Below are 22294 nucleotides of genomic sequence, written 5' to 3'. Positions count from 1 at the left end.
GTTCGGGCAAGAAAAAATCAAACGTCAACTGGACCCGCCTGCGCGCTGTGGCAGCCACCCGCGCGGCTTTCAGGAACGCGGCCGGGCCGGTACGGCGTCGCGCCCGGCATAGGCCTCGGGGTCGAGGCGGCGCATTTCGGCCTCGATCCAGGCCTCGACTTCGCGCATCAGTTCGTCGGGCTTGCGGCCGGCGCTGGGAATCGGCTTGCCGATGGAAATATCGACGATGCCCGGCTTCTTGATGAAGGCCTTGCGCGGCCAGCACTTGGCCGAGGTCACGGCAATCGGGATCACCGGTGCGCCGGTTTCGATGGCCAGGCGCGTGCCGCCCGACTTGTACACGCCTTTTTGCCCCCGGTTGATGCGCGTTCCCTCGGGGAACATGATGACCCAGGTGCCCTGCGCCATCAGCCGCTTGCCCTGCTCGACCACCTTGCTGAAGGCCTGCGTGCGCTGGCTGCGGTCGATATGGATCATGTCCATGCGCGCCATCGCCCAGCCGAAGAACGGGATGTAGAGCAGCTCCTTCTTGAACACATAGGCCAGCGGGTGCGGCATGATGGCCGGCATGGTCAGCGTTTCCCAGGTGGACTGGTGCTTGACCAGCAGCACGGCGGCGCTTTTCTCGCCGGTCGGCAGGTTTTCCATGCCGGTCACCCGGTTCTGGATGCCCAGGATGACCGTGCCGCTGTCCACCGCCAGCTTGAGCCAGCGCGCGCACATCCAGTACATCGTCGTGCTGTTGACGAACAGCGAGGCAATGACGACGAACAGCGCCCAGGGAATGACGGTCAGGATCAGCCACAGCATGTGCAAAAGGGAGCGAATCAGGGGCATGGCGGTGGTATCAAAGGTGGGTTGGAAAGGCCGGGGGCTTTAATAAGCGCAGGATGCACAATGTTTTATGCCTTTTGCGCAGGCTGCATATGCGCGAGCAGCTATCTTTTTCATACCGGCGCCGGTGGTGTCGCACGCGCCAGGATGCAATCGGCAAAGGCCGACAGGTCCAGATGCACCAGCGTGCCCGGCGGCAAGCCTTCGGGCGGCGCCAAACCCCGGTATTTTTCCGACTTGCCGGTGAGCACCAGGTGCGGCTCGCAGCCGGCCGCCGCACCGGCCTGCACATCGCGCACCGAATCGCCAACGGTCGGAACGCCGGCGAGCTGCACGCCAAAACGCATGCCGATCTGCTCGAACAGCCCGGGCCGGGGCTTGCGGCAGTTGCAGTGTTCATCGGCGGTGTGCGGGCAGAAAAACACCGCGTCGATCCGCCCGCCCTGCAAGGCAAGCAGCTTTTGCATCTTGGCATGCATGGCATTGAGCGATACCACGTCAAACAGGCCGCGCCCCAGACCCGACTGGTTGGAGGCAATCACCACATGCCAGCCGGCATGGTTGAGCCGGGCAATCGCTTCGAGCGCGCCGGGCAGCGGCAGCCATTCTTCGGGCGTCTTGACGAAGTCGTCGCTGTCGCTGTTGATGGTGCCGTCGCGGTCGAGGATGACGAGTTTCATGGGATTTTCATCATGGGGGAAACCGGCGGCGCAGCCTGCCAGCCGGTGACAAACAGGCCGCCGAAGCGGCCGGGAGCGAGTTGCAGCGCCAGCGTGTCGCCGGGCTTGAGCGCTGCAGCGCCGGCATCGCCAATCAGCAGGCGATTGGGAATTTCCAGGCCATCGATCTGCAGCACCAGTTCGGTGCCGCCCAGGCTGCGCAGGCTGGCCGGCTTGGATTGGGCGGTCACGACCCGGGCCTTCACTGGCGCGGGCGCTGCGGCCGTCATGCCCTGCAAGACCAGCCCCTGCCGGTTGAAATGTCGCTGCACCAGCGCGCCGCTGCCGGCCAGCCAGAGCAATAGCCAAACGGCGCCAATTACCGGCATGACGCGCCGCCAGCCCAGCCGGTGGATGACCAGCCCCGCCGCAACGAGCAAGGCCAGCACGAGGGCCACGGGCCAGAGCAGGTCCAGCGTGCCGGCCGTGGTGGACACCGGCGCCAGCGCCAGCGCCGGCACGGTGTTCTGGCGGTCGTCCATCAGTTGCAGCAGCCAGCGCACCGCGACCATGAACGCCGGCGGCCCGAACAGCAGCCAGGCGGTGCGCTGCGAAGTCCAGCCGCTGGCGGCGGGATTCAAGCCGCTGCGCGTCAAGGGTTCGGTGGAAGGCATGGCCGCTTCAGGCCGCCAGACGCGACAGGTCGGCCACCCGGTTCATGGCGTCGTGCAGGCTTTTGAGCAGGCCCTGGCGGTTCAGGCGCAGGTCCAGTTCTTCGGCATTGACCATCACGCCGTCGAAGAAGGCATCGACCGGCGCGCGCAGGGCCGCCAGGGTTTGCAGCGACGCAGCGTAGTCGCCGGCATCGAACTGCGCGTTGGCAGCAGGAACGATGTCCTTCATCGCCGCGTACAGGGCGATTTCAGCGGGCTCCTTGAGCAGCAGTTCGCTGACATGCGGGTCCACTTCCTGGGCTTTTTTCAGGATGTTGCCAATGCGCTTGTTGGCTGCGGCCAGGGCGGGGGCTTCGGGCAAGAGGGCAAAGGATCGCACGGCGGCAAGGCGCGGGGGAATGTCAGCCCATACGCTCATGGCAGGCGCATTTAGCGCGGCATCCACCTCATTCGGCGAGTAACCGCCATCCTTGAGGTAGCCTTTGAGCCGCTCGAAAAGGAATATCGAAACATCGCTATGCGCATCGCCCAGCATTCCACGCGGGAAAGCTGCAAATGCGATGTTCGTCAATTCGGCAAATTGCAGCGGTAAATTTTTTTCCACCAGCATCCGGATCACGCCCAGCGCATGGCGGCGCAGCGCGAACGGGTCTTTGTCGCCGGTGGGGAGGTTGCCGATGCCGAACATGCCGGCCAGCGTTTCCAGCTTGTCGGCCAGCGCGACGACCACGCCGGTCATGCCACGCGGTAGCGCATCGCCTGCAAAGCGCGGCTTGTAATGGTCTTCAATCGCATCGGCCACGTCTTGGCTCAGGCCATCGTTGAGCGCGTAGTAGCGGCCCATGGTGCCCTGCAGTTCGGGGAATTCGCCGACCATATCTGTCAGCAAATCCGCTTTGGACAGCATTGCTGCGTTATCTGCATTCAAGCTGTAGGCGTCCGTTACACCTGCATCGTTAAGCAAGCGGGCAATATCGCGAGCGATCTGGCGAACGCGCCCGACGCGCTCGCCCTGCGACTTCAGCTTGTTGTGATACACCACCTTGTCCAGCCCGGCAACACGCGATTCCAGCGTCTTTTTCCGGTCCTGGTCGAAGAAAAATTTCGCATCGGCCAGGCGCGGGCGCACCACGCGCTCGTTGCCGCCAATCACCGCGCTGGCGTCTATGGGGCTGATGTTGCTGACGACCAGAAAACGGTTCGTCAGCTTGCCGCCAGCGTCGAGCAGCGGAAAGTATTTCTGGTTCGCCTTCATCGTCAGGATCAGGCATTCCTGCGGCACACCCAGGAACTCTGTTTCAAACTCGCAGACCAGCACATTGGGCCGCTCGACCAGCGCCGTCACTTCATCGAGCAGCTCGTCGTCCTCGATCGGCTGCACGCCGCCGCCCAGTTCAGCGGCAGCATCAAGCAGCTGGCGGGCAATCTCGGCCTTGCGCTGGGCGAAGCTGGCAATCACCGCGCCGTCGATTTCCATCGTCACCGCGTAGCTGTCGGCGTCCGCCAGCACCACCGGGTGGACGGCGGCTTCAAACCGGTGGCCGTGCGTGGTGTTGCCGGCCTTCAGGCCCAGCACCTTCACCGGCACCACGGTGCTGCCGTGCAGCGCGACCAGCCCGTGCGCCGGACGCACGAAGTTCACGCTGGTCCAGCCGGGCAGTTCGCAGTCGGTTTCGAGCTGGTAACTCATGACCTTGGGGATCGGCAGCTTGGCAAGCGCTTCTTCCAGCGCCTTTTGCAGGCCGGTGTCCAGCGTGGCGCCGGTCACCAGGCTGTCGTAGAACAGCGCTTCGGCCTTGCCGTCGGGCGCGCGTTTCAGCGCGGCGACGGCAGCAATCGGATCGGACAGGTCGGCGCCCAGCGCCTGCAGCTTTTTGAGCAGCGCGGGCGTGGCCTCGCCTGCGGCGTTCAGCCCCACGGAAACCGGCATGAGCTTTTGCTGCACCGCCTTGTCGTCGGCCTTGAGCCAGACGTGGCTGATGTGCGCGGCCAGCCGGCGCGGCGAGGCGTAAGCCGTCACCACGGACTCATCCGTGGCCAGCCCCAGCGCCCTGAGCTGCTCGGCCAGCACGCCGGCAAAGGCGTCGCCCAGCTTTCTCAAAGCCTTGGGCGGCAATTCCTCGACGAACAGTTCGACCAGAAGGTTTTGGGTGGTCATGGCTCAGGCGCCCTTCTTCGTGGTCGTTGTGGTTGCTTTTGTCATCTGCGCTACCCATTCGCGCGGCGCCATCGGGAAACCCAGGCGCTCGCGGCTCTCTAAATAGCTCTGCGCCACCAGCCGCGACACAGTGCGGATGCGGCCCATGTAGGCGGCGCGCTCGGTCACGCTGATCGCGCCGCGCGCGTCGAGCAGGTTGAAGCTGTGCGCGGCCTTGAGCACCTGCTCGTAGGCGGGCAGGGCGAGCTGCTGCTCGATCAGGTATTTCGCCTGCTTTTCATGCGCGGTGAAGGCTGTGAACAAAAAGTCGGTGTCCGAATGCTCGAAGTTGTAGGTCGATTGCTCGACCTCGTTTTGCTTGTACACGTCGCCGTAGGTCAAGCCTTCGGTCCACGTCAGGTTGTAGACGTTGTCCACGCCCTGCAAATACATCGCCAGGCGCTCCAGGCCGTAGGTGATCTCGCCGGTGGCCGGCTTGCAGTCGATGCCGCCGACCTGCTGGAAGTAGGTGAACTGCGTCACCTCCATGCCGTTGAGCCAGACTTCCCAGCCCAGGCCCCAGGCGCCCAGCGTCGGGTTTTCCCAGTCGTCCTCGACGAAGCGGATGTCGTTTTGCTTCAGATCGAAGCCCAGCGCTTCGAGGCTGCCCAGGTACAGCTCCAGGATGTTGCTCGGTGCCGGCTTGAGCACGACCTGGTATTGGTAGTAGTGCTGCAGGCGGTTCGGGTTCTCGCCATAGCGGCCGTCTTTCGGGCGGCGGCTCGGCTGCACATAAGCGGCTTTCCACGGCTCGGGGCCAAGCGCTCTTAAAAACGTAGCGGTATGCGACGTTCCGGCGCCGACTTCCATGTCATAGGGTTGCAAAAGCGCGCAGCCCTGGTCGGCCCAGTAGGACTGCAGTTTCAGGATGATTTGCTGGAAAGTGAGCATAAAAAAGGGCCGTGGCAAAAAACGTATAGCCGCCTATTATCGTCACCGCCCAATGAAGAAAGCCCCCGGTACAGGCCATGCCGGGGGCTTTTACACGTCACGGGCGCCTGAAGGCCTTGCGGCGGCCTTCTAGCTGCACGCATCAGTACTGCCAGAAAATCCGCTGCAGCTCCTTGCTGTCGTTGGTTTTGGTCAGCGCCACGGCGGCCAGGATGCGGGCTTTTTGCGGGTTCAGGTCGTGCGCGACCACCCAGTCGTACTTGTCATCGGGCTGCTCGGCGTTGCGCAGCACAAAGCCGGCGGGCACGCGGGACGAGCGGATCACCTGCACGCCCTGGGCGCGAATGGCTTGCAGCGACGGCACCAGGGCGGCGGCCACGGAGCCGTTGCCAGTGCCGGCATGGATCAGCGCCTTGACGCCGGACTTGCCCACGGCGTCCACGGCGGTGGTGGACACGTTGCCGTAGCTGTACACGATCTCGACCGGCGCGAGCGTCTCGAAATCGTCGATGTTGAACTCGGACTGGGCGGTGTGGAGCTTGACCGGCGCGCGGAACCAGTAGTTTTTGCCTTCGACCACCATGCCGAGCGGTCCCCACTGGCTTTTGAAGGCTTCGGTCTTGATGTTGATCAGCTTGGCCACGTCGCGGCCGCTGTTGATCTCGTCATTCATCGTGACCAGAACGCCCTTGCCCGCTGCGTCCTGGCTGGCGGCCACGCTCACTGCGTCGAACAGGTTCAGCGCGCCATCGGCGGACAGCGCCGTGCCGGGACGCATCGAGCCGACCACCACGATGGGCTTGCTGGTGCGGACCACGAGGTTCAGGAAGTAGGCGGTTTCTTCAAGCGTGTCGGTGCCGTGGGTCACCACGATGCCGTCCACATCAGCCTGCTTGACGAGGGCCGAGACGCGCTTGCCGAGCTTCATCAGGGTTTCGTTGTTGAAGCTTTCGGAGGCGATCTGCGCCACCTGCTCGCCGCGCACATTGGCCACGTTGCCCAGTTCGGGCAAGCCCGCCAGCAGCTTGTCCACCGGTACCTTGGCCGCCGCGTAGGTCGCGCTGTTGAGGGCCGAAGCGCCTGCGCCGGCAATCGTGCCGCCGGTGGCCAGAATCACCACATTGGGCTTGGCGGACTGCGCCATGGCCAGGGAAGCCATGGCGGCCAGCCCCAGGCCGGTCACGAGTTTTGCGATTTTCAGTTGCAGTTGCGTTTGCATGAAGTGTTTCTCAAAGGTTGACAGGGGTTTCAGGATTGCCAGAGGGGCTGATGCAAGGGTCATGCCCTCAAGACCTTGCTCGGTCTTGACACCAGGGCGCCAAGGCTGGCCCATCGTAATGAGGCCGGCAGCACATGGCGATGCATAATGCGGCGCCGGGTGTGACCAAAACTCACACCCCTCCGTCCTGCCCACCCTACGCACGGCCGCCATGAACCTCCGGCAACTCGAAGTCTTTCAGGCCGTCATGCAAACCGGCAACATGAGCGCGGCCGCGCGGCTGATCTGCATCACGCCTTCGGCGGTCAGCAAAACCATCGGGCACACCGAGCTGCAGCTGGGCTACAAGCTGTTCGTCAGGGCCAAGGGCACGCTGGCGCCCACGCCCGAGGCGCGGGTGCTGTTTGAAGAATCCACCGTGATCCACCGCAAGCTCGACGAACTCAAGCGCATGGCCATCAACCTGCGCCAGGTCGATGGCGGACAGGTGCGGCTGGCGGCACTTCCGTCCATCAGCCATGAGTTCTTGCCGCTGGTGCTGGAAAAGCATTTGACGCGCTATCCGCTCGTCAATGTGGAGGTGCGCACGCTGCACCAGGACCAGATGGTCGAGGCGCTGCTGACCCGGCGCGTGGACTTTGCGCTGGGTTTTTACACCCATCCGCACCCGCTGCTGACCAATACCGTGCTGATGAGCGGGCTGCTGCACCTGGTCGTCAAGGCCGACCTCTGGGAGCGCGCGGTGCGGGCGCGGCGTCAGAACCCGATGACTTTCCTGACCAGCATGCCGCTGGTCAGGCTGGTGGGCGAAGACCCGATGTGCCAGTCGATTGACGCACTGGCCCGCCACCTGGGCCACTCGGCAACGACAGGCCTGCAGGTGCATACCTCGCGGCTGGCGCTGGAACTGGTCAGGCGGGGGATGGGCTGGACGGTGGTTGACTTCCTGACCGCCCGCAATCTCGACGCGTCGCTCAGGGCCGTGCCGCTGCATGACTTTGCGTCGATTTCGCTGCAGATGTATGTGGCCACCAGCACGCCGCCCAGCCAGGACGCCCTGCGCATGGTGGGCATGCTGCCCGGCTTGCTGCACCAGATGATGGAAAACAGCCCGCCGCCCCGCCGGGAATGAACCACTCAGCGGCGCCGGCCCAGTAAGGCCAGCCCGAGCGCCGCCAGGCCCAGCGCCCACAGCGGCCAAAGCCCGAAACGCCCGGCCCACCAGGCATAGGGCGTGATGCCGCTGCGGCCCTGCACGTCGCCGCTGAGCGCGCCCCGGGTGTGGCGCGGCAGCAAATGCGTGACCTCGCCCAGGCGGTTGATGATGACGGTGGCGCCGGTGTTGGTGGCGCGGATCATCGGCCGGCCAAACTCCAGCGCGCGCATGCGCGAGATCTGCAGATGCTGGTCGATCGCCACGGTGTTGCCGAACCAGGCGATGTTGCTGATGTTGACGAACACCGTCGGCGCTTGAGGGCCATCGACAAAGCGCGCGGCCAGTTCCTCGCCGAACAGATCCTCGTAGCAGATGTTGGGCGCCAGGCGCTGGCCCTGCCAGGCAAAAGACGGCTGGCCGACTTCGCCCCGGTTGAAGTCGCCCAGCGGAATGTTCATCAGCCGGATGAACCAGTGAAAACCGGGCGGAATGACCTCGCCGAAAGGCACCAGGTGGTGCTTGTCGTAACGGTAGGGCTCAGGCTGCGACAGCGCCGCCTGGCCGGGCAGCGCGGGCCTGAAGCCCAGCACCGAATTGGAATAGCCGGTGTTTAAGTCGCCCAGCGGCAGGCCGATCAGCGCGGCCTGGTCGCCGGTGGAAAAACGCGCCCGCAGCGCCTGCCAGTAACCGTCGGGCAATTGCTGCGGCAGCATTGGCAGCGCCGTCTCGGGCGCGATCACCAGCGCGCCCCTGGCGTTCTGCAGTTGCTCGCCATACCAGCCGAGCGCGGTGGCCACGCCGGTGCCGGCGACGAATTTTTCGTCCTGCGGAATATTGCCCTGCAGCAGCGTGACCGACATCGGCTTGAGGAGCGCCGGATCGGGCTCGACGTCGCCGACATTGAAGACCGGCAGCCAGGCCACGGCGGCACTCGCCAGCACGCCGGCCAGCGCCGAGCGCCAGCGGGTTTGCGGCGCCAGCAGGCAGAACGCCAGCCAGGCGGCGACCCCCGCCGCCATGAAGGTCAGCCCGTGTACGCCGACCCATGCGGCCAGCGGCCTGGCCCAGCCGTCCACATGGGCATAACCGCCCTCGCCCCACGGAAAGCCGGTGAAGAACTTGACCCGGGCGAGTTCGGCCAGCAGCCACATCGCTGCAAAAAACAGAGCACGCCACGCAGTCTGGACGGGCGCAAACGCCACAAACAGTGCAGAAGCAGCAGCATAATACAGCCCCAGCAATGCAGCCAGCAGCACAATCGCCAGCACCGTCAGCGGCGCGGCCAGCCCGCCGTACACATGCAGGGAAATGAACAGCCACCAGTAGGTCGCGCACTGCATGGCGACGGCAAACAGTCCGCCCAGCCAGGCGCCGCGCCGCCAGTCGCGCGCGCCATCGAGCTGCCCGGCCAGCAGCGCCAGCGCCAGCAACTGCAGCCAGCCCACGGGCTGGCCCGGCGCCAGACCAAGCGCGGGGAGACCAAAGGAAAAAGGCCAGGCCATGCTGGCGGCATGGAAACAGCCGGCGGCCACGACGATGGCCAATTGAAGCCATGCCAGCCGGTCGCCTGCCGGTTCGATCCGCCGGATGCCGGGCTGGCCGAAGCGCACCGCCGCTGCAGACCTCATGTGCCCGACAGCCCGGACAGGCAGCTGATGCGCGGCGTCACGGCGCGTCGTTCGCCGGGACGGCCATGGCGGCCGCTGGCGACACCTTGAACCAGCGCACCGCGCCGCCCTTGGTGTGCAGCACGGTGAACTGCAGGCCGGCCAGCGCGTAGTGCTCGCCGCGCTTGGGCACATGGCCCATTTCGTGCGCGACCAGGCCGCCGATGGTCTCGAAATCGGTTTCCGGCAGCAGCACCTCGAACGACTCGTTGACCCGCTCGACCGCCGTGTCGCCGCTCACGCGGTAGGTGTGGTCGGTCAGCGCGAAGATGTCGCCGGCGTCTTCTTCGATGTCAAATTCATCCTCGATCTCGCCGACGATCTGCTCCAGCACATCCTCGATGGTGATCAGGCCGGCGACGCGGCCGAACTCGTCGATGACGACGGCCAGGTGGTTGTGGTTGACGCGGAATTCGCGCAGCAACTCGTTCAGCCCCTTGCTTTCAGGCACAAACACCGCCGCCCGCAGCAATGCCCGGATGTTGAGCTCGGGCGCGCGCTGCAGTTTCAGCAAGTCCTTGGCCATCAGGATGCCGATGATGTTTTCCTTTTCATCCTCATAGACCGGAAAGCGCGAATGCGCGGTGTCGATGATGAGGTGCAGCAGTTCGTCGAACGGCGCGTCGATGTTCACCAGGTCCATGCGCGGCGCGGCCACCATCACATCGCCGGCCGTCATGTCGGCCATGCGGATCACGCCTTCAAGCATTTCGCGGCTTTGCTGGCCGATGACATCGTTGTCCTGGGCTTCCACCAGGGTTTCGATCAGCTCGTCTTTGGAGTCAGGACCGGGGTGGAGCATTTCAGCGAGCTTTTGCAAAAAGCCGCGCTTGTCTTCGGTCTTGGAAGACCGACTGGGAGGAACATCGGACACGTAAGGGCGGTCGGTAGTGGAGAAGCGCTCTAGGATAGCCGAAAATTTTTCCAGCTTGACCGCTGGGGGTACCCCAAATACGCGGGGATCTTGCGCAAGGCAGCGTCAGCGCGCGAAGTTGCGGCGCCCAAGACGCCAAGGGCCACCGCGCCTGCCTTCCTGGAAAAACCGCCAGAAATTCCAGCACTTGCGGTGCCTGAACTTTAGACCCATAGCCGGTCTGGGCAACGCCCTCGTCCAGCCTTTTCATCCGCCCAAAGACCACGCTGGGCGACAGGCCGTTCCAAGGGTATTTACCCCTCGCGGGTAACTCCTGATGGCGGCTCTCCACGTTTATTGGAAATAATTCACCTTGACAAAAAGCACGCTCGTTCGTTTTTATACCAAAAAGGAGACTTCATGTTCAGTTATCTTGTCCGCCGCTTCCGCGCTGCCTTGCGCCTGACGGGTTTTGCGCTGGCCATCGGCCTGGCGCTGCCGGGGGGCATGGCGCAGGCGCAGGCCGGCTATACCCAGACCCGCTATCCCATCGTGCTGGTGCATGGGCTGTTCGGTTTCGACTCGTTCCTGGGCGTGGACTATTTCTACGGCATTCCTTCGGCACTGCAACGGGACGGCGCGCGGGTTTTCGTGGCGCAGGTGTCGGCCGCCAACAGCACCGAAGTGCGCGGCGAGCAACTGCTGGCGCAGGTCAAGAACATCATGGCGATCACTGGCGCCAAGAAGGTCAACCTGGTCGGCCATTCGCACGGCGGCCCGACCATCCGCTATGTGGCCGGCGTGGCGCCCGGCCTGGTGGCTTCGGTGACGTCGATAGGCGGCGTGAACAAGGGCTCGCGCGTGGCCGACATCCTGCGCGGCACGGTGCCGGCCGGCTCGCTGCCCGAAACGGTGGTCAACAATGCCGCAAAGGCTTTCGTCGCGCTGATCAACCTGGGCTCGGGGGCCACCGGCCTGCCGCAGACGCCGACGGCCGCCTTGAATTCCCTGAGCACCGCCGGCTCCCTCGCATTCAACCAGCGCTTCCCGCAAGCCCTGCCAGCCGACTGCGGCAGCGGCCCGGAACTGGTCAATGGCGTGCGCTATTACTCCTGGACCGGCACGCAGCCGGTGACCAATGTGCTGGACGTGAGCGACGGTCCGCTGGGCATCATGAGTCTGACGTTTGGCCAGGCCAATGACGGCCTGGTGTCGGCTTGCTCGTCGCGCCTTGGAAAACACCTGGGCGACTACCGGCAAAACCACCTGGATGAAGTCAACCAGGTGCTGGGCCTGCGCGACTGGTTCTCGGCCGATCCGGTCACGCTGTACCGCCAGCATGCCAACCGCCTGAAGCAAGCCAGCCTGTGATCGGGCAGCGCGCAGCGGCGCTGGCGGCAGCGGCCATGTCCGTGCTGGCTGCGGGGTGGTGGCTGGCATCTGGCGACGCGCCGGCTTCGGCCACGCCGTCCGCGCAGGCGGCTTCGAACGGCACCGGCACCGGCGGCGCCGGCAGGTCCAGTGCAGCCCCTCCAGTCATGTCTCCGGCGCCCGCGCCGCGACAAGACGCAGCCGGCGCGCAAGCCGATGCCTTCCTGAGCGACGACCTGCGCTTCAAATTCGAGGCACTGCTGCTGGAGGCCGGCGATGCCGCTTCCCCGTCGGTACTAAAGCAGCGCATGGCCGCACGGCTGGCGCAACATTTTTCTGCTGCCAACCATGCGCGCGCGCTGGCCCTGCTTGAGCGGTATGTGGATTACCGCGTGGCGCTGGGCGAATTGAAGGCACCGGCCGATACCGGTGATCCCCGGGCCTTGCGCATTGCGCTGGAAGCGCGCCAGCGCCTGCGCGAGAAACATTTCGACAGCGGCGAGCTCGGCGCGCTGTTTGCCGCCGAGGAAGAACTGGACCGTTTCACGCTGGCTCGGCTGGAAATAGAGCGCAACGCCACGCTGGCGCCGGCGCAAAAGCAGGAGGCAGTACGCCAGGCCGAGGCGGAACTGGGCGATGCGCAGCGCACTGCCCGCGCGGGCCTGCTCGCGCATGAGGCGCTGGCCTTGCAAACCGCAGCTTTTGAAGCGCGCGGTGCCAGCCCGCAGGAGCGTTATGCTCAGCGGCGCGCGCAATACGGCGACGCTGCGGCCGGTCAACTGGCCCTGCTCGACAGCGAGGAAAAAAGCTGGCAGGCGCGGCTGGATGAATACGCCATGGCGAAAAAGAGCAGCGCCAGCCCGGCACAGCTTGAGCAACTGGGCCAGCAGCTTTTTTCCGCCGAAGAGCAGTTGCGCATTGAAGCCGCGCTGGCGTTCAGGCAGCAGCCCCAGGGCGGCGGCGGCCAGCGCCCTTGAACAGTCTGGCGCGGCCGTCCTGCGAAGTAGCGGTAAAAAACACGTGACTGTTCAGCCCTCCTGAATTGCAGCCCAAGGGGTTTATGTCAAACTTGAAGCCGTGCAAGAACCAGACGCTACTGCCGACCTGACGCTCCAGGCCATGAACGAGAAAGCCCAAGCGCTGCAAGGGCAAGTGCAGGCGCTCACGAGCGAAGTCGAAAGACTGCGTTTGCGCATCAAGGAGCTCGAAGGCCAGGCATCGAAGAACAGCAAGAACTCGAGCAAGCCGCCATCTTCGGACGGCTTGAAAAAGACGACCTCGCTGCGCGTGGCCTCGGGCAGGAAGCCGGGCGGTCAGGCCGGGCACGCGGGCAAGACGTTGGAGCAAACAGACAGGCCAGACATCGTCATCCGGCATGCGCTGCCCGAGCGCTGCGATGCCTGCCAGGCGACGCTGTCCAATAGTGATGCGCAAGTTCACCGGCGCGGCCAGGTGTTTGACATCCCGGCCGTGCGTTTTGAGGTGGTGGAGTTCCAGACGCTGCAACTGCGCTGCCCGTGCGGCAAGCTCCACGAGAACGAGTTTGCGCCCGAAGTGTGTGAAGTCGCGCAATACGGCCCGAACGTGCGGGCGCTGGCGGTGCACCTGACGCAGGGCCAGTTGCTGCCTTTCGCGCGGGCGGGCGAACTCATCAAGGACCTGTATGGACTGGACATCTCGCCGGCCACGCTGGTGCAGTGGGTGCACGAGGCCGCGCAGGCGCTGGTGCCCACGGTGCAGGCCATCGTGCAAAGCGTGCAGGCCGCAGCGGTGGTGCATGTCGATGAATCGGGCCTGCGCGTAGCGTCTTGCCTGCAGTGGCTGCATACGGCCGCCACGGCCACCCACACTTGGTACGGCGTGCATCCCAAGCGGGGCATGCAAGCAATAGCCGACCATGGGGTGCTGCCCAACTACGCGGGCACGCTGGTGCACGACTGCTGGGCGCCCTACTGGAGCCTGGAGTGCGCGCACTCGCTGTGCGGCGCACACTTACTGCGCGAGCTGATTTATCAAAAAGAGACCACTGCGCAAGCGTGGCCCCAGGGCCTTATCGAGTTGTTGCTGGCCGCTGACCAAGCCTGCAAGGCGGCGCGTCAGACCGATACGGCACTACAGGCTGTGCAGGTCGAGGTCTTTGCCAGCCAATACCGCGCCTTGGTGCAGGAAGGCCAGGCGCAAAACCTGCCAGCGGCCAAGGCGCTAGGACAACGTGGCCGGGCCAAGCAGTCAGGTGCCTTCAACCTGCTGCGCCGGCTGTTGGAGCGAGAGCAGGAGGTACTGCGCTTCATGCGCGATTTGGGTGTGCCCTTTACCAACAACCTGGCCGAGCGCGCCATTCGCATGCCAAAGGTCAAGCAGAGAATTTCAGGCTGCTTTCGTACCTTGCCGGGCGCGCAGAATTTCTGCACCATCCGCTCCTATCTGGACACCGCGCGCAAGCAAGGCTTTGGCATGCTTCACGCCATGCGCGCCGTCTTCTCGGGACAGGCCCTGGCGCTCGCGTAGGCTGAACAGTCACAAAAACACCCGAATTCACCGAACAACCGAGCCTCGCCAGTCCTGCGGCAAGGGCATGCCCCCCTTTGTTGACACCCTAGTGTCGCGTCGCCAGCGGCGTGCAGCGCAAGGCGCAGACCGCAGCAAGGGCTGCAACGCGGCGATGGCCAGCGAGAACCGGCAGTTTGCGCCTGACGCGACACTGGCGCGCGGTACGCGCAGCGACGGGCGTGAGGGCTACATCCGCATGCGGTCGCGGCTGTCCCGCACCCCGCGACGTACTTCCTGGAGCAGCGCCAGGAAGTCCCAGAACTTCTTGGCCTGCACCTTGAGCCGGTAGTCGGTCTGCGCGATCTGCTCGTCGAGCATTTCGCTCATGCGCGAGTCCAGGTCCGCCGGCTCCAGCTTGAGGTAAGCCTCGGTTTCCGGACCGTCGCGCTCGACCGTGGCGCCGGCCTTGCGGGCGATGTTGAGCATGGCGGTGTTTTCGCTCAGTGCATGGATGAACATCATCTGCACGCCTTCGTTGCGCGAATGCATCGCGGCCCGGTCGAACAGGCGCGCGCCATAGCCCCTGCCGCGCGCATGCGCCAGCACGGAAACGCCGAATTCGGCGCAGCTCTGGAGTTCGGGGTCGATGGAAAAAGCCAGATGCGCCATGGCGATCAGTTCGAGCTTGCGGTTGTAGATGCCGAAGATTTCATCGCGCTCGAAATTGAGCCCGGCCACATAGCGCCTGATCTGCTCGTCGTTGGCCGAATAGCCAAAGCGCAGGTAGCGGTCCCGGGGCTCAAGCGCCAGCAGGTGCGCGGTGATCCGCTCGGTGTGGCTTGGGCCGATGGATCGGATCGGCACCACGACCGACGACGGCGCGCCCTGAGCCACCGCGAGGCGGGGCGCGCTGTCCTGCGCTGGCGAGCGGAAAAACGCCTTGCTCGCCATGAAGGAAGCTTTTAGAAGTGTGCCGGGATGAACCATGGCTTAAATATAAGGGTTATCCCTAGATAGCTCGTGCTAACAGCGTAAAGCCCTACAGCGCCCGGCAAGCCATGAATCAGCAAGAAAACAGGCTCTTGCGCAATACCAGAAAGCACTATCAGCTATATAAAGCATAGCAACGCTAGGTAATACTACCGACACAAAAATGTTGCAGTGCAGCAACGTCATTTGGCGGCGCCGGGCGGGCAGCCGTGCGGAGTGCGTCACAAGGGAACGGCCGTGGTGGACTTCACCCGGTCGAGCACGAAGCTGGTCTTGCAGTCCTGCACGCTGGCGTGCTTGAGCAGCGTGTCCATGATGAAGCGGCTGTAGTGCGCCATGTCCGCGACCAGCACGCGCAGCAGATAGTCCATCTCGCCGGTCAGCGCCGCGCATTCGACCACCTCGGGCCAAGTCTGCACGCTGGCGCGAAACAGGTCCATCGGGCTGCGCTTGTGGCTTTCGAGGTGCTTTTCAAGCCGCACGGTGATGTAGGCCGTCAGCCCCAGCCCGACCGACTCGGGCTTGATGAGCGCCACGTAGCGGTCGATCACGCGGGTTTCCTCCAGCCGCTTGACGCGCCGCAGCACCGCGCTGGGCGACAGGCCGACCTCTGCGGCCAGCTGGTCGTAGGTGGCGCGGCCGTCGGACTGGAGGCTGCGCAAAATCTGCCGGTCGAGCTTGTCAAGTGTCTCCATGGGGTTTATTTTGCAGCTTTCCTGCGCGCAGCACGGGTTACGCGCCTTGATTTGCATGAATCCATACCGCCTTCGCCCCTAGAGTGGAGGCACCATTACCGGAGACAAACATGAACAAGCCTCTTTCCACCGAAGCTGGCGCCGCCTGGGACAACCCGATGGGCACCGACGGCTTCGAATTCATCGAATACGCCGCACCCGACCCGAAGGCCATGGGCGCGGTGTTCGAGCGCATGGGCTTCAAGGCGATTGCCCGGCACCGGCACAAGAATGTGCTGCTGTACCGCCAGGGCGGGATTAACTTCATCGTCAATGCCGAGCCCGATTCGTTTGCGCAGCGTTTTTCCCGTCAGCATGGGCCAAGCGTTTGCGCCATCGCCTTTCGGGTGCAGGACGCCAAGGCGGCCTACGAACGCGCGATTTCGCTCGGTGCCTGGGGCTACGCCCACACCTCGGCGCCGGGCGAGCTGAACATTCCGGCGATCAAGGGCGTGGGCGACTCAATCATCTATTTCATCGACAAGTGGCGCGGCAAGAACGGCGCCCAGCCGGGCGACATCGGCAACATCGGTTTCTACGACGTCGATTTCGAGCCCCTGCCCGGCGCCGAGCTGAACCCGGCCGGCCACGGCCTGACCTACATCGACCACCTGACGCACAACGTACACCGGGGCCGCATGGCCGAATGGGCCGGGTTTTACGAGCGGCTGTTCAACTTCCGCGAGGTGCGCTACTTCGACATCGAAGGCCAGGCGACCGGCGTGAAAAGCAAGGCCATGACCAGCCCCTGCGGCAAGATCCGCATCCCGATCAACGAGGAAGGCAACGAAAAGGCCGGCCAGATCCAGGAATACCTCGACCTTTACCAGGGCGAAGGCATCCAGCACATTGCGCTCGGCTCGGACGACCTGCTGGCGACGGTGGACGCACTGCAGTTCGCCGGCATGAAGCTCTTGTCCACCGGCGACACCTACTACGAGCTGCTCGATGCGCGCATTCCGGACCATGGCGAGGATGTGGCCGCGCTGCGGGCGCGCAACATCCTGGTGGACGGCAAGCCGGGCGATTTGCTGCTGCAGATCTTCAGCGAGAACCAGCTCGGGCCGATCTTTTTCGAATTCATCCAGCGCAAGGGCAACCAGGGCTTTGGCGAGGGCAACTTCAAGGCGCTGTTCGAAAGCATCGAGCTGGACCAGATGCGGCGTGGCGTGCTGGAGAAAGCATGATGGCTGTCAAACCTGCCGTCTATGGGGAGTCGGAGCGCCCGCCGCGCGGCGACTACAGCCGAGCGGGGAGCGACTACACCTGTGCGCAAGACCATGCCGCCTACGGCGCCGCGCACCATGACACCTACCGCCGCCTGTATGCGCGGCAGTCGGCGCTGCTGCCGGGGCTGGCATGCAGCGCCTTCATCGACGCGCTTCCGCACTTGGGCGCCAGCGATGCGATCCCGCGCTTCGAGGACATCAACGAGCGCCTGTTCAGGGCGACCGGCTGGCAGCTGGTCGGCGTGCCGGGGCTGATTCCCGAGGTGCCCTTCTTCAGCCTGCTGGCGGCGCGCAAGTTTCCGGTGACCGACTGGATCCGCACGCCGGCCGAGTTTGAATACATCGTCGAGCCGGACCTGTTTCACGACCTGTTCGGCCATGTGCCGCTGCTGTTCGAGCCGCGCTATGCCGACCACATCCAGGCGTATGGCGAAGGCGCGCTGAAGGCGCATGCGCTGGAACACGCGCCGGAGCCGGTGCCAGGCGCGGTGGAAATGCTGTCGCGCCTGTACTGGTACACGATCGAGTTCGGCTTGATGCGCGACGAGCGGGCCGGCGGCGAGGTCCGGGCCTATGGCGCGGGCCTGCTGAGCAGCCCGGGCGAGCTGGCTTACTGCGTGCAGTCGCGCGAAGCGCAGCGCACGCCGCTGCGGGACACGCCGGACCTGCTGCGCTGCATGGCGTCAAGCTACAAGATCGACAGCTACCAGCAGCAATACTTCGTGATCGACAGCTTCGACACGCTGCGGGCGCTGACCCAGCCCGACTTCAGGCCGCTCTACCAGGCGCTGAACGCAGGGCGTTCGCAAACCCTTTAGGCAAGCGCCTGCGCGGCGGGCCACTCGCCGAGCGACTGGCAGGTCCCGTCGGCCAGGGTCATCAGCCTCGCCACCTGGACGGCCGCATCCGCAGGCCACTGGTCCCGGCATGACTGCTCCAGGGCGGCGCACGCATCGCTCAGGGCCTGCGCGCCTACATTGGACGCCGCGCCCTTGAGCGCATGCGCGGCACGCGACAGCACGGCGCTGTCGCAGGCATCCAGGGCTCGGTGGATGTCATCGGTGCGCTGGGGCATCTCGGTGATGAAAAGCGTCACCACCTCGCGCGTCATGCTGAGGTCTTCATCGTCAAACTCCCGGAACTGCTCCAGCCGGCTCCAGTCGATCAGCTCGGCTTGCGGCTCCAGGCCCGCAGGCGTTTCCTGCGCGGCAGGCAGGGCCTCCAGCGCGATGATTTCTGTCGCATTTTCGTGCCCGGGCTGCCGGGCATAGCGCGCCAGCGCCTCGGACAGCTCGTCAATGCGCAGCGGCTTGGGCAAAAAGCCGATCATTCCAGCTTTCAGGCAACGCTGGCGGTCTTCTTCGAGCACCGAGGCGGTCAGCGCGATGAGCGGCGGCGCCAGCGCGCCGTGCGCGGCCAGAATGAGGCGCGAGGCGACAAAGCCGTCCATCACCGGCATGTTGGCATCCATCAGGATCGCGGCGTACTGACGCGGCGGCTCGCCCGGGCCGGTGCGCAGCGACGCATCGACCATGTCCACGGCTTCACGACCGTTGACCGCCGTGGCGGCCTCGTAGCCCAGCTTGGCCAGCATGGCCAGCGCGACCTTGAGGTTGATGGCGTTGTCGTCAGCCACCAGGATGAACTGGTCGCGGACCGCGACCGGCTCGGCCCTTGCTACTTTTTCAATAGCTGTTGGGGCAGACGTGACGCGCGCCAGGGCCTCAAACAGCTGTGACTGGCGGTAGGGCTTGAGCAGTCGCGCATCGAACACCCGGGCCGGCTCGCCGGTCGGCATGGTGCCCGAGGTCAGCAGCACGATGGGCGTGGCCGGCATGCGCTCGCGCAGCAGCCGGGCAAAGCTCAGGCCGTCCATCTCGGGCATGTGCATGTCGCTGATCACCACATCGACCCGATGCCCGGCCAGCCAGTCCAGCGCTTCGGCGGCGCTCTCGAAGAGCATCGGCGTCATGCCCCAGCGCCTGAGCTGCTTGTCCAGGATGCGCAGGTTAAGCGGCGTGTCATCGACCACGGCGACCTGCTGGCCGGCCAGGCTGACCAGGTGCAGCCCCGACAGCATGGCGACTTCGGGCGCCTCGGCATGGCCGAGCCGGGCGGTGAACCAGAAGGTCGAACCCTGGCCGGGCGCCGACTCCAGCCCGACCCGCCCGCCCATCAGCTTGACCAGTCGCTTGCAGATCGCCAGGCCGAGCCCGGTGCCGCCGTATTTACGGGTGGTGCTGGCATCGACCTGGACGAAGGACTGGAACAGGGCGGCCTGCCGGTCCGGCGCAATGCCGATGCCGCTGTCCTTGATACGGAACTCGATCAGCGCGCCCTGGTCCGGACTGAAGTCCTCCAGCATGTGGGCCGAGACCACCACCTGCCCCTTGTCGGTGAACTTGACCGCATTGTTCACCAGGTTGAGCAGCACCTGGCGCAGGCGCGTCACGTCGCCGCGCACCCAGCCGGGCAAGCCGTCGCCCAGGTCCACCAGCAGTTCGAGCCCTTTTTCACGGGCGCGCGGCGCGCCGATGTCGCAGGCTTCCTCAACCGTGGCCAGCAGGTTGAGCGCCTCGTCCTCGAGTTCGAGCTTGCCCGACTCGATCTTGGAAAAATCCAGCACATCGTTGATCACGCCGAGCAGCTGGTCGCTGGAAATGCGCATGGTGTGGACATAGTCGCGCTGCTCGGCGTCCAGCGGCGTGTCGGCCAGCAGCGTGGTCATGCCGACCACGCCGTTGAGCGGGGTGCGGATTTCATGGCTCATGGCGGCCAGGAACGCCGCCTTGGCGCGGGCGGCGCCCAGGGCTTCGTCACGCGAGGCGTTCAGCTCGGCGGTGCGGCTCGCCACCCGGTCTTCCAGCGTTTCGTTGGCTTCGTGCAGGGCCACGGTCTGCGCCTGGATGGCCGCACGGTTGCGCTTGAGCTCGCGGGCGCTGTCACGCAGGGACCGGGACAGCTGGCGCACTTCGTCAATGCGGCTGGCCCGGTACGTGGGCGGTACTTCGTCCCGCCCCAGCAGCGCCGCCGCTTCGCCCAGGCGCCGGAAGTGCAGGCTCAGCCGCCAGGCCAGCGCAATGGCCAGCAGCGCGCCCAGCGCCAGGATCAGCGCGGTCACGGCCAGCGTGCCCTTCAGGGCCGCCTGCGTCGCTGCGGTGAAGTCGCTTTCGGGAGCGGCCACCACCAGGCTCCAGCGCACGCCCATGCTTTCACCGAAGGGTTTCAAGGCCACCACCAGGGTATCGTCCTGGATGGGAATGCGGCGCAGGAAGGACACGCGCTGCACGCTGGACTCCAGGGTTTGCCCCAGGCTGGAGACGGTCTCCCCGTAGGCCTGCCGGATGATGGCGTTGCGGCTTTGCAGCGGTTTGTAGCGCTCCAATTGACCGGAGGCATTGGAAAAGAGTTCATCGCCGGCCGAGTTGGCCACGGAAAAGCCCTGCTCGTCCAGCAGGAACACCGTGCCATGGGAACTGATCCGCATGCTCTGGAGCATCTGGTTCAGACGCTTGAGCGGCAGGTCCACGGCAAACACGCCCAGCGCCTCGCCATCGGTGTCGTAGACGGGTTGCGCCAGCGTCAGGCGCAGTTGCGGGTCATTCGAAGAAACCGAAATCGGCGTGAAGGCCCGCCCCTTGTTTTGCATCGCCGCCTGGTACCAGGGCCGGTTGCGCGGCTCGAAGTTGCTGGTTTCGGCGGGCAGTTCATGCTGGCGGTCGCCGGGTGACTCGGCGGTGAAAAAGCGCCGGCCCCCGCCGCCCGCCTTGCGCTCGCTCACGCGCACCAGGGTGGCGGCGTCCCGGGTGAAGGTGTCAACCCCCAGGAAATCCCCGCGATGGCTTCCCAGGTACATACGGGGAACATCGGGTGTCACGCGCGTCATGGCGAACGCGGTCTGCTCGAACAGTTCGGGCGACTCGATCAGCTGGCGCGCGCGCAGCACGGCCGACGCATCGGGTTGCGCGTGAACCATGCCGTTCAGCACGACATGGGCCTGCGCCAGATGGTTTTCCACATCGGTCTTGATGCGTTCGGTCATGTCCTCGATGATTTTTCCCGACAGCAACTGCACGCTTTGCACATTGCTGCGGTACAAAAACCAGCCGACGGTGGCGGCCGGAAGCAGCGAGAACAGCAGCAGGCTGGCGATCAGCACCGTCCGCAGCGAGAACGTCCTGGGAGGCGTCAGGCTTGAACTCACGCAAGGCCCAGGATTTCCAGTGTGTCCATCGGCTGGCTGCGCCCCGGCACCTGGACCAGGGCGCGGTCACCGGTGCGAACCGCCCCGGTGACCAGGCGATACGCCTGCACGCTGGCCGCCACCGACCAGGGCAGGCGCGGCTCGCCGTGGAACAGCTTGAGGGCCGCCGTCACGGTGTCGCCCACCGGCGTGGTCTGGCCGGTGCGGCTGATCAGGCCGTCCAGGTGGGCAAAGGCCACCGGACCGCTGTGCAGCGCCACGCCCAGCGAAAACTTCGGCAGTCCGCGGCCGGCCAGGTTTTTCTGTGCATGGGCATCAATGCGACGAGTGGCATTCGTCAGCCCCAGCGCGGCGCGGACCGCCCGCAACCCGTGGTTCACGGACTGGGTGTCGGCGGCATCGACAAAAATGCACAGCATGCCGTCGCCGACAAACTGCATGTAATGCGCGCCGAACAGATACACCGTGTCGCCAACGCTGCTGTAGAGCAGCTGGACGATCTCGCTGAGTTCGCTGCTGCTCAGCGCCTGTGTCCACAGCCCGTAGTCGCGCATGTCGGCATACAGCACCGTGGCGCTGGCAAACTTCTCGCTGCTTGGCGCCGTGCTGCTGTCGGGCCACTGGGCACTGAGCGCCTTGACCATGCGGCTTTCATACAGCGCGCCAATCTTGTGGCGCTGCTCGTCCAGCGCCAGCTGCACCGCCTTGTCAACGCCCTCTGTGCGCATGGCTTCGGCGCGCTCACGCTTGTGCAGTTGCGCGCTCACGGCTTCGCGCAGCTCTTGCGGCGCGAACGGCTTGGTCAGGTAGTCGTCGGCGCCGGTGGTCATGCCCAGGCGCATGTAGCTGCGGTCCTGCAGCGAGGTCAGCAAAATCACCGACGTGGCCGCCAGCGACGGGTCGCTTCGCACCTGGTCGAGCACCTCGAAGCCATCCATCAGCGGCATCTGCACGTCGCTGACGACCAGGTCGGGCTTGTGTTCGTGAATCAGCGCCAGGCCCTTGGCGCCGTCTTCTGCGGCGACGACCTGGTAGCCTTCCTTCTTCAACACCTTGCTGACCAGCAGGCGCGTGCCGGCATCATCATCAATCACCACGATCAGGGGCATGACTATTCTCGATAATT

At 65.1% G+C, this 22294-nt stretch carries 18 protein-coding genes; 6 read left to right on the top strand and 12 right to left on the bottom strand.

Annotated elements, in window-relative coordinates; all coding sequences use genetic code 11:
• Nucleotides 1–69: 69 nt before the first annotated feature.
• The 6 genes from EC86_RS0119140 to EC86_RS0119115 all read right to left on the bottom strand — a co-directional run bounded on the left by EC86_RS0119140 (nt 70) and on the right by EC86_RS0119115 (nt 6414).
• Nucleotides 70–837, bottom strand: coding sequence for a lysophospholipid acyltransferase family protein (locus EC86_RS0119140; protein ID WP_029527488.1), 768 nt, complete (start codon nt 835–837; stop codon nt 70–72).
• Nucleotides 838–947: 110 nt separating this feature from the next.
• Nucleotides 948–1514, bottom strand: a complete 567-nt coding sequence (gene gmhB / locus EC86_RS0119135) for a D-glycero-beta-D-manno-heptose 1,7-bisphosphate 7-phosphatase (RefSeq protein WP_029527486.1) — start codon at nt 1512–1514, stop codon at nt 948–950.
• Entirely contained in the window at nt 1511–2167 is a 657-nt protein-coding gene (locus EC86_RS0119130; protein WP_051676070.1) for a hypothetical protein, read from the bottom strand. The genes gmhB and EC86_RS0119130 overlap by 4 nt, the downstream gene beginning before the upstream one ends.
• A 7-nt stretch (nt 2168–2174) precedes the next feature.
• Nucleotides 2175–4325, bottom strand: coding sequence for a glycine--tRNA ligase subunit beta (glyS, locus tag EC86_RS0119125; RefSeq protein ID WP_029527482.1), 2151 nt, complete (start codon nt 4323–4325; stop codon nt 2175–2177).
• 3 nt (nt 4326–4328) lie between these two features.
• Nucleotides 4329–5255, bottom strand: coding sequence for a glycine--tRNA ligase subunit alpha (gene glyQ / locus EC86_RS0119120; RefSeq protein ID WP_029527481.1), 927 nt, complete (start codon nt 5253–5255; stop codon nt 4329–4331).
• Nucleotides 5256–5397: 142 nt separating this feature from the next.
• A complete protein-coding gene (locus tag EC86_RS0119115) occupies nt 5398–6414 on the bottom strand; it encodes a type II asparaginase (RefSeq protein WP_156955413.1) in 1017 nt (338 codons plus the stop codon).
• 271 nt (nt 6415–6685) lie between these two features.
• On the opposite strand from EC86_RS0119115, the gene EC86_RS0119110 reads away from it, so the two are divergent.
• Nucleotides 6686–7606 carry a LysR family transcriptional regulator gene (locus EC86_RS0119110; protein ID WP_029527478.1) on the top strand — a complete coding sequence of 307 codons (921 nt, stop codon included), beginning with the start codon at nt 6686–6688 and terminating at the stop codon, nt 7604–7606.
• A gap of 5 nt (nt 7607–7611) precedes the next feature.
• Here the strand turns inward: EC86_RS0119110 and lnt are convergent, their stop codons facing one another.
• Together lnt and EC86_RS0119100 are read right to left on the bottom strand one after the other, a co-directional pair.
• Complete coding sequence (gene lnt / locus EC86_RS0119105) at nt 7612–9258, bottom strand: apolipoprotein N-acyltransferase (RefSeq protein WP_084181448.1); 1647 nt, start codon at nt 9256–9258, stop codon at nt 7612–7614.
• Nucleotides 9259–9295: 37 nt separating this feature from the next.
• Entirely contained in the window at nt 9296–10171 is an 876-nt protein-coding gene (locus EC86_RS0119100) for an HlyC/CorC family transporter (protein ID WP_029527474.1), read from the bottom strand.
• A gap of 399 nt (nt 10172–10570) precedes the next feature.
• Here EC86_RS0119100 and EC86_RS0119095 point away from each other — a divergent pair, with 399 nt between their 5' ends.
• From EC86_RS0119095 to tnpC, 3 genes are all read left to right on the top strand, one after another.
• A complete protein-coding gene (locus EC86_RS0119095; protein WP_036772416.1) occupies nt 10571–11521 on the top strand; it encodes an esterase/lipase family protein in 951 nt (316 codons plus the stop codon).
• Complete coding sequence (locus tag EC86_RS26330) at nt 11518–12498, top strand: lipase secretion chaperone (protein ID WP_232229938.1); 981 nt, start codon at nt 11518–11520, stop codon at nt 12496–12498. Before EC86_RS0119095 ends, EC86_RS26330 begins: the two co-directional genes overlap by 4 nt.
• 100 nt (nt 12499–12598) lie before the next feature.
• Nucleotides 12599–14029 carry an IS66 family transposase gene (tnpC, locus tag EC86_RS0119085; protein ID WP_232229797.1) on the top strand — a complete coding sequence of 477 codons (1431 nt, stop codon included), beginning with the start codon at nt 12599–12601 and terminating at the stop codon, nt 14027–14029.
• Between the two features lie 228 nt (nt 14030–14257).
• On the opposite strand, the gene EC86_RS0119080 is transcribed toward tnpC, so the two are convergent.
• Nucleotides 14258–14998 (bottom strand): GNAT family N-acetyltransferase, encoded by a 741-nt coding sequence (locus tag EC86_RS0119080; protein WP_029527468.1) that lies wholly within the window; start codon nt 14996–14998, stop codon nt 14258–14260.
• Nucleotides 14999–15222: 224 nt separating this feature from the next.
• Nucleotides 15223–15696, bottom strand: a complete 474-nt coding sequence (locus tag EC86_RS0119075) for an Lrp/AsnC family transcriptional regulator (RefSeq protein ID WP_029527467.1) — start codon at nt 15694–15696, stop codon at nt 15223–15225.
• A 110-nt stretch (nt 15697–15806) separates the two neighbouring features.
• Between EC86_RS0119075 and hppD the strand changes: the two genes are divergently transcribed.
• The gene (gene hppD / locus EC86_RS0119070; protein WP_029527466.1) at nt 15807–16922 is read left to right on the top strand and encodes a 4-hydroxyphenylpyruvate dioxygenase; all 1116 of its coding nucleotides are present in this window, start codon (nt 15807–15809) and stop codon (nt 16920–16922) included.
• Entirely contained in the window at nt 16922–17782 is an 861-nt protein-coding gene (gene phhA, locus EC86_RS0119065; protein ID WP_029527465.1) for a phenylalanine 4-monooxygenase, read from the top strand. The genes hppD and phhA overlap by 1 nt, the downstream gene beginning before the upstream one ends.
• On the opposite strand, the gene EC86_RS0119060 is transcribed toward phhA, so the two are convergent.
• Both EC86_RS0119060 and EC86_RS0119055 read right to left on the bottom strand, forming a co-directional pair.
• Nucleotides 17779–21168 (bottom strand): response regulator, encoded by a 3390-nt coding sequence (locus EC86_RS0119060; RefSeq protein WP_029527463.1) that lies wholly within the window; start codon nt 21166–21168, stop codon nt 17779–17781. The genes phhA and EC86_RS0119060 overlap by 4 nt on opposite strands.
• Nucleotides 21165–22277, bottom strand: coding sequence for a response regulator (locus tag EC86_RS0119055; RefSeq protein WP_029527462.1), 1113 nt, complete (start codon nt 22275–22277; stop codon nt 21165–21167). The genes EC86_RS0119060 and EC86_RS0119055 overlap by 4 nt, the downstream gene beginning before the upstream one ends.
• Nucleotides 22278–22294 lie beyond the last annotated feature (17 nt).

The sequence above is a fragment of the Polaromonas glacialis genome (assembly GCF_000709345.1).
In the GTDB taxonomy this organism is placed as follows: Bacteria; Pseudomonadota; Gammaproteobacteria; order Burkholderiales; family Burkholderiaceae_C; genus Polaromonas; species Polaromonas glacialis.
Note: the sequence above shows the minus strand (reverse complement) of the source record. Positions and strands in the feature narration are given on the sequence as shown.

Bases quoted from the DNA above. Each gene is read 5' to 3' on its own strand.
- EC86_RS0119115 (WP_156955413.1), bottom strand. From the start codon at position 6,414: ATGGCTTCCCTGGCCATGGCGCAGTCCGCCAAGCCCAATGTGGTGATT.
- gmhB (WP_029527486.1), bottom strand. From the start codon at position 1,514: ATGAAACTCGTCATCCTCGACCGCGACGGCACCATCAACAGCGACAGC.
- EC86_RS0119095 (WP_036772416.1), top strand. From the start codon at position 10,571: ATGTTCAGTTATCTTGTCCGCCGCTTCCGCGCTGCCTTGCGCCTGACG.
- glyS (WP_029527482.1), bottom strand. From the start codon at position 4,325: ATGACCACCCAAAACCTTCTGGTCGAACTGTTCGTCGAGGAATTGCCG.
- phhA (WP_029527465.1), top strand. From the start codon at position 16,922: ATGGCTGTCAAACCTGCCGTCTATGGGGAGTCGGAGCGCCCGCCGCGC.
- hppD (WP_029527466.1), top strand. From the start codon at position 15,807: ATGAACAAGCCTCTTTCCACCGAAGCTGGCGCCGCCTGGGACAACCCG.
- EC86_RS0119140 (WP_029527488.1), bottom strand. From the start codon at position 837: ATGCCCCTGATTCGCTCCCTTTTGCACATGCTGTGGCTGATCCTGACC.
- EC86_RS0119075 (WP_029527467.1), bottom strand. From the start codon at position 15,696: ATGGAGACACTTGACAAGCTCGACCGGCAGATTTTGCGCAGCCTCCAG.
- glyQ (WP_029527481.1), bottom strand. From the start codon at position 5,255: ATGCTCACTTTCCAGCAAATCATCCTGAAACTGCAGTCCTACTGGGCC.
- EC86_RS0119055 (WP_029527462.1), bottom strand. From the start codon at position 22,277: ATGCCCCTGATCGTGGTGATTGATGATGATGCCGGCACGCGCCTGCTG.
- EC86_RS0119130 (WP_051676070.1), bottom strand. From the start codon at position 2,167: ATGCCTTCCACCGAACCCTTGACGCGCAGCGGCTTGAATCCCGCCGCC.
- EC86_RS0119110 (WP_029527478.1), top strand. From the start codon at position 6,686: ATGAACCTCCGGCAACTCGAAGTCTTTCAGGCCGTCATGCAAACCGGC.
- lnt (WP_084181448.1), bottom strand. From the start codon at position 9,258: ATGAGGTCTGCAGCGGCGGTGCGCTTCGGCCAGCCCGGCATCCGGCGG.
- EC86_RS0119080 (WP_029527468.1), bottom strand. From the start codon at position 14,998: ATGGTTCATCCCGGCACACTTCTAAAAGCTTCCTTCATGGCGAGCAAG.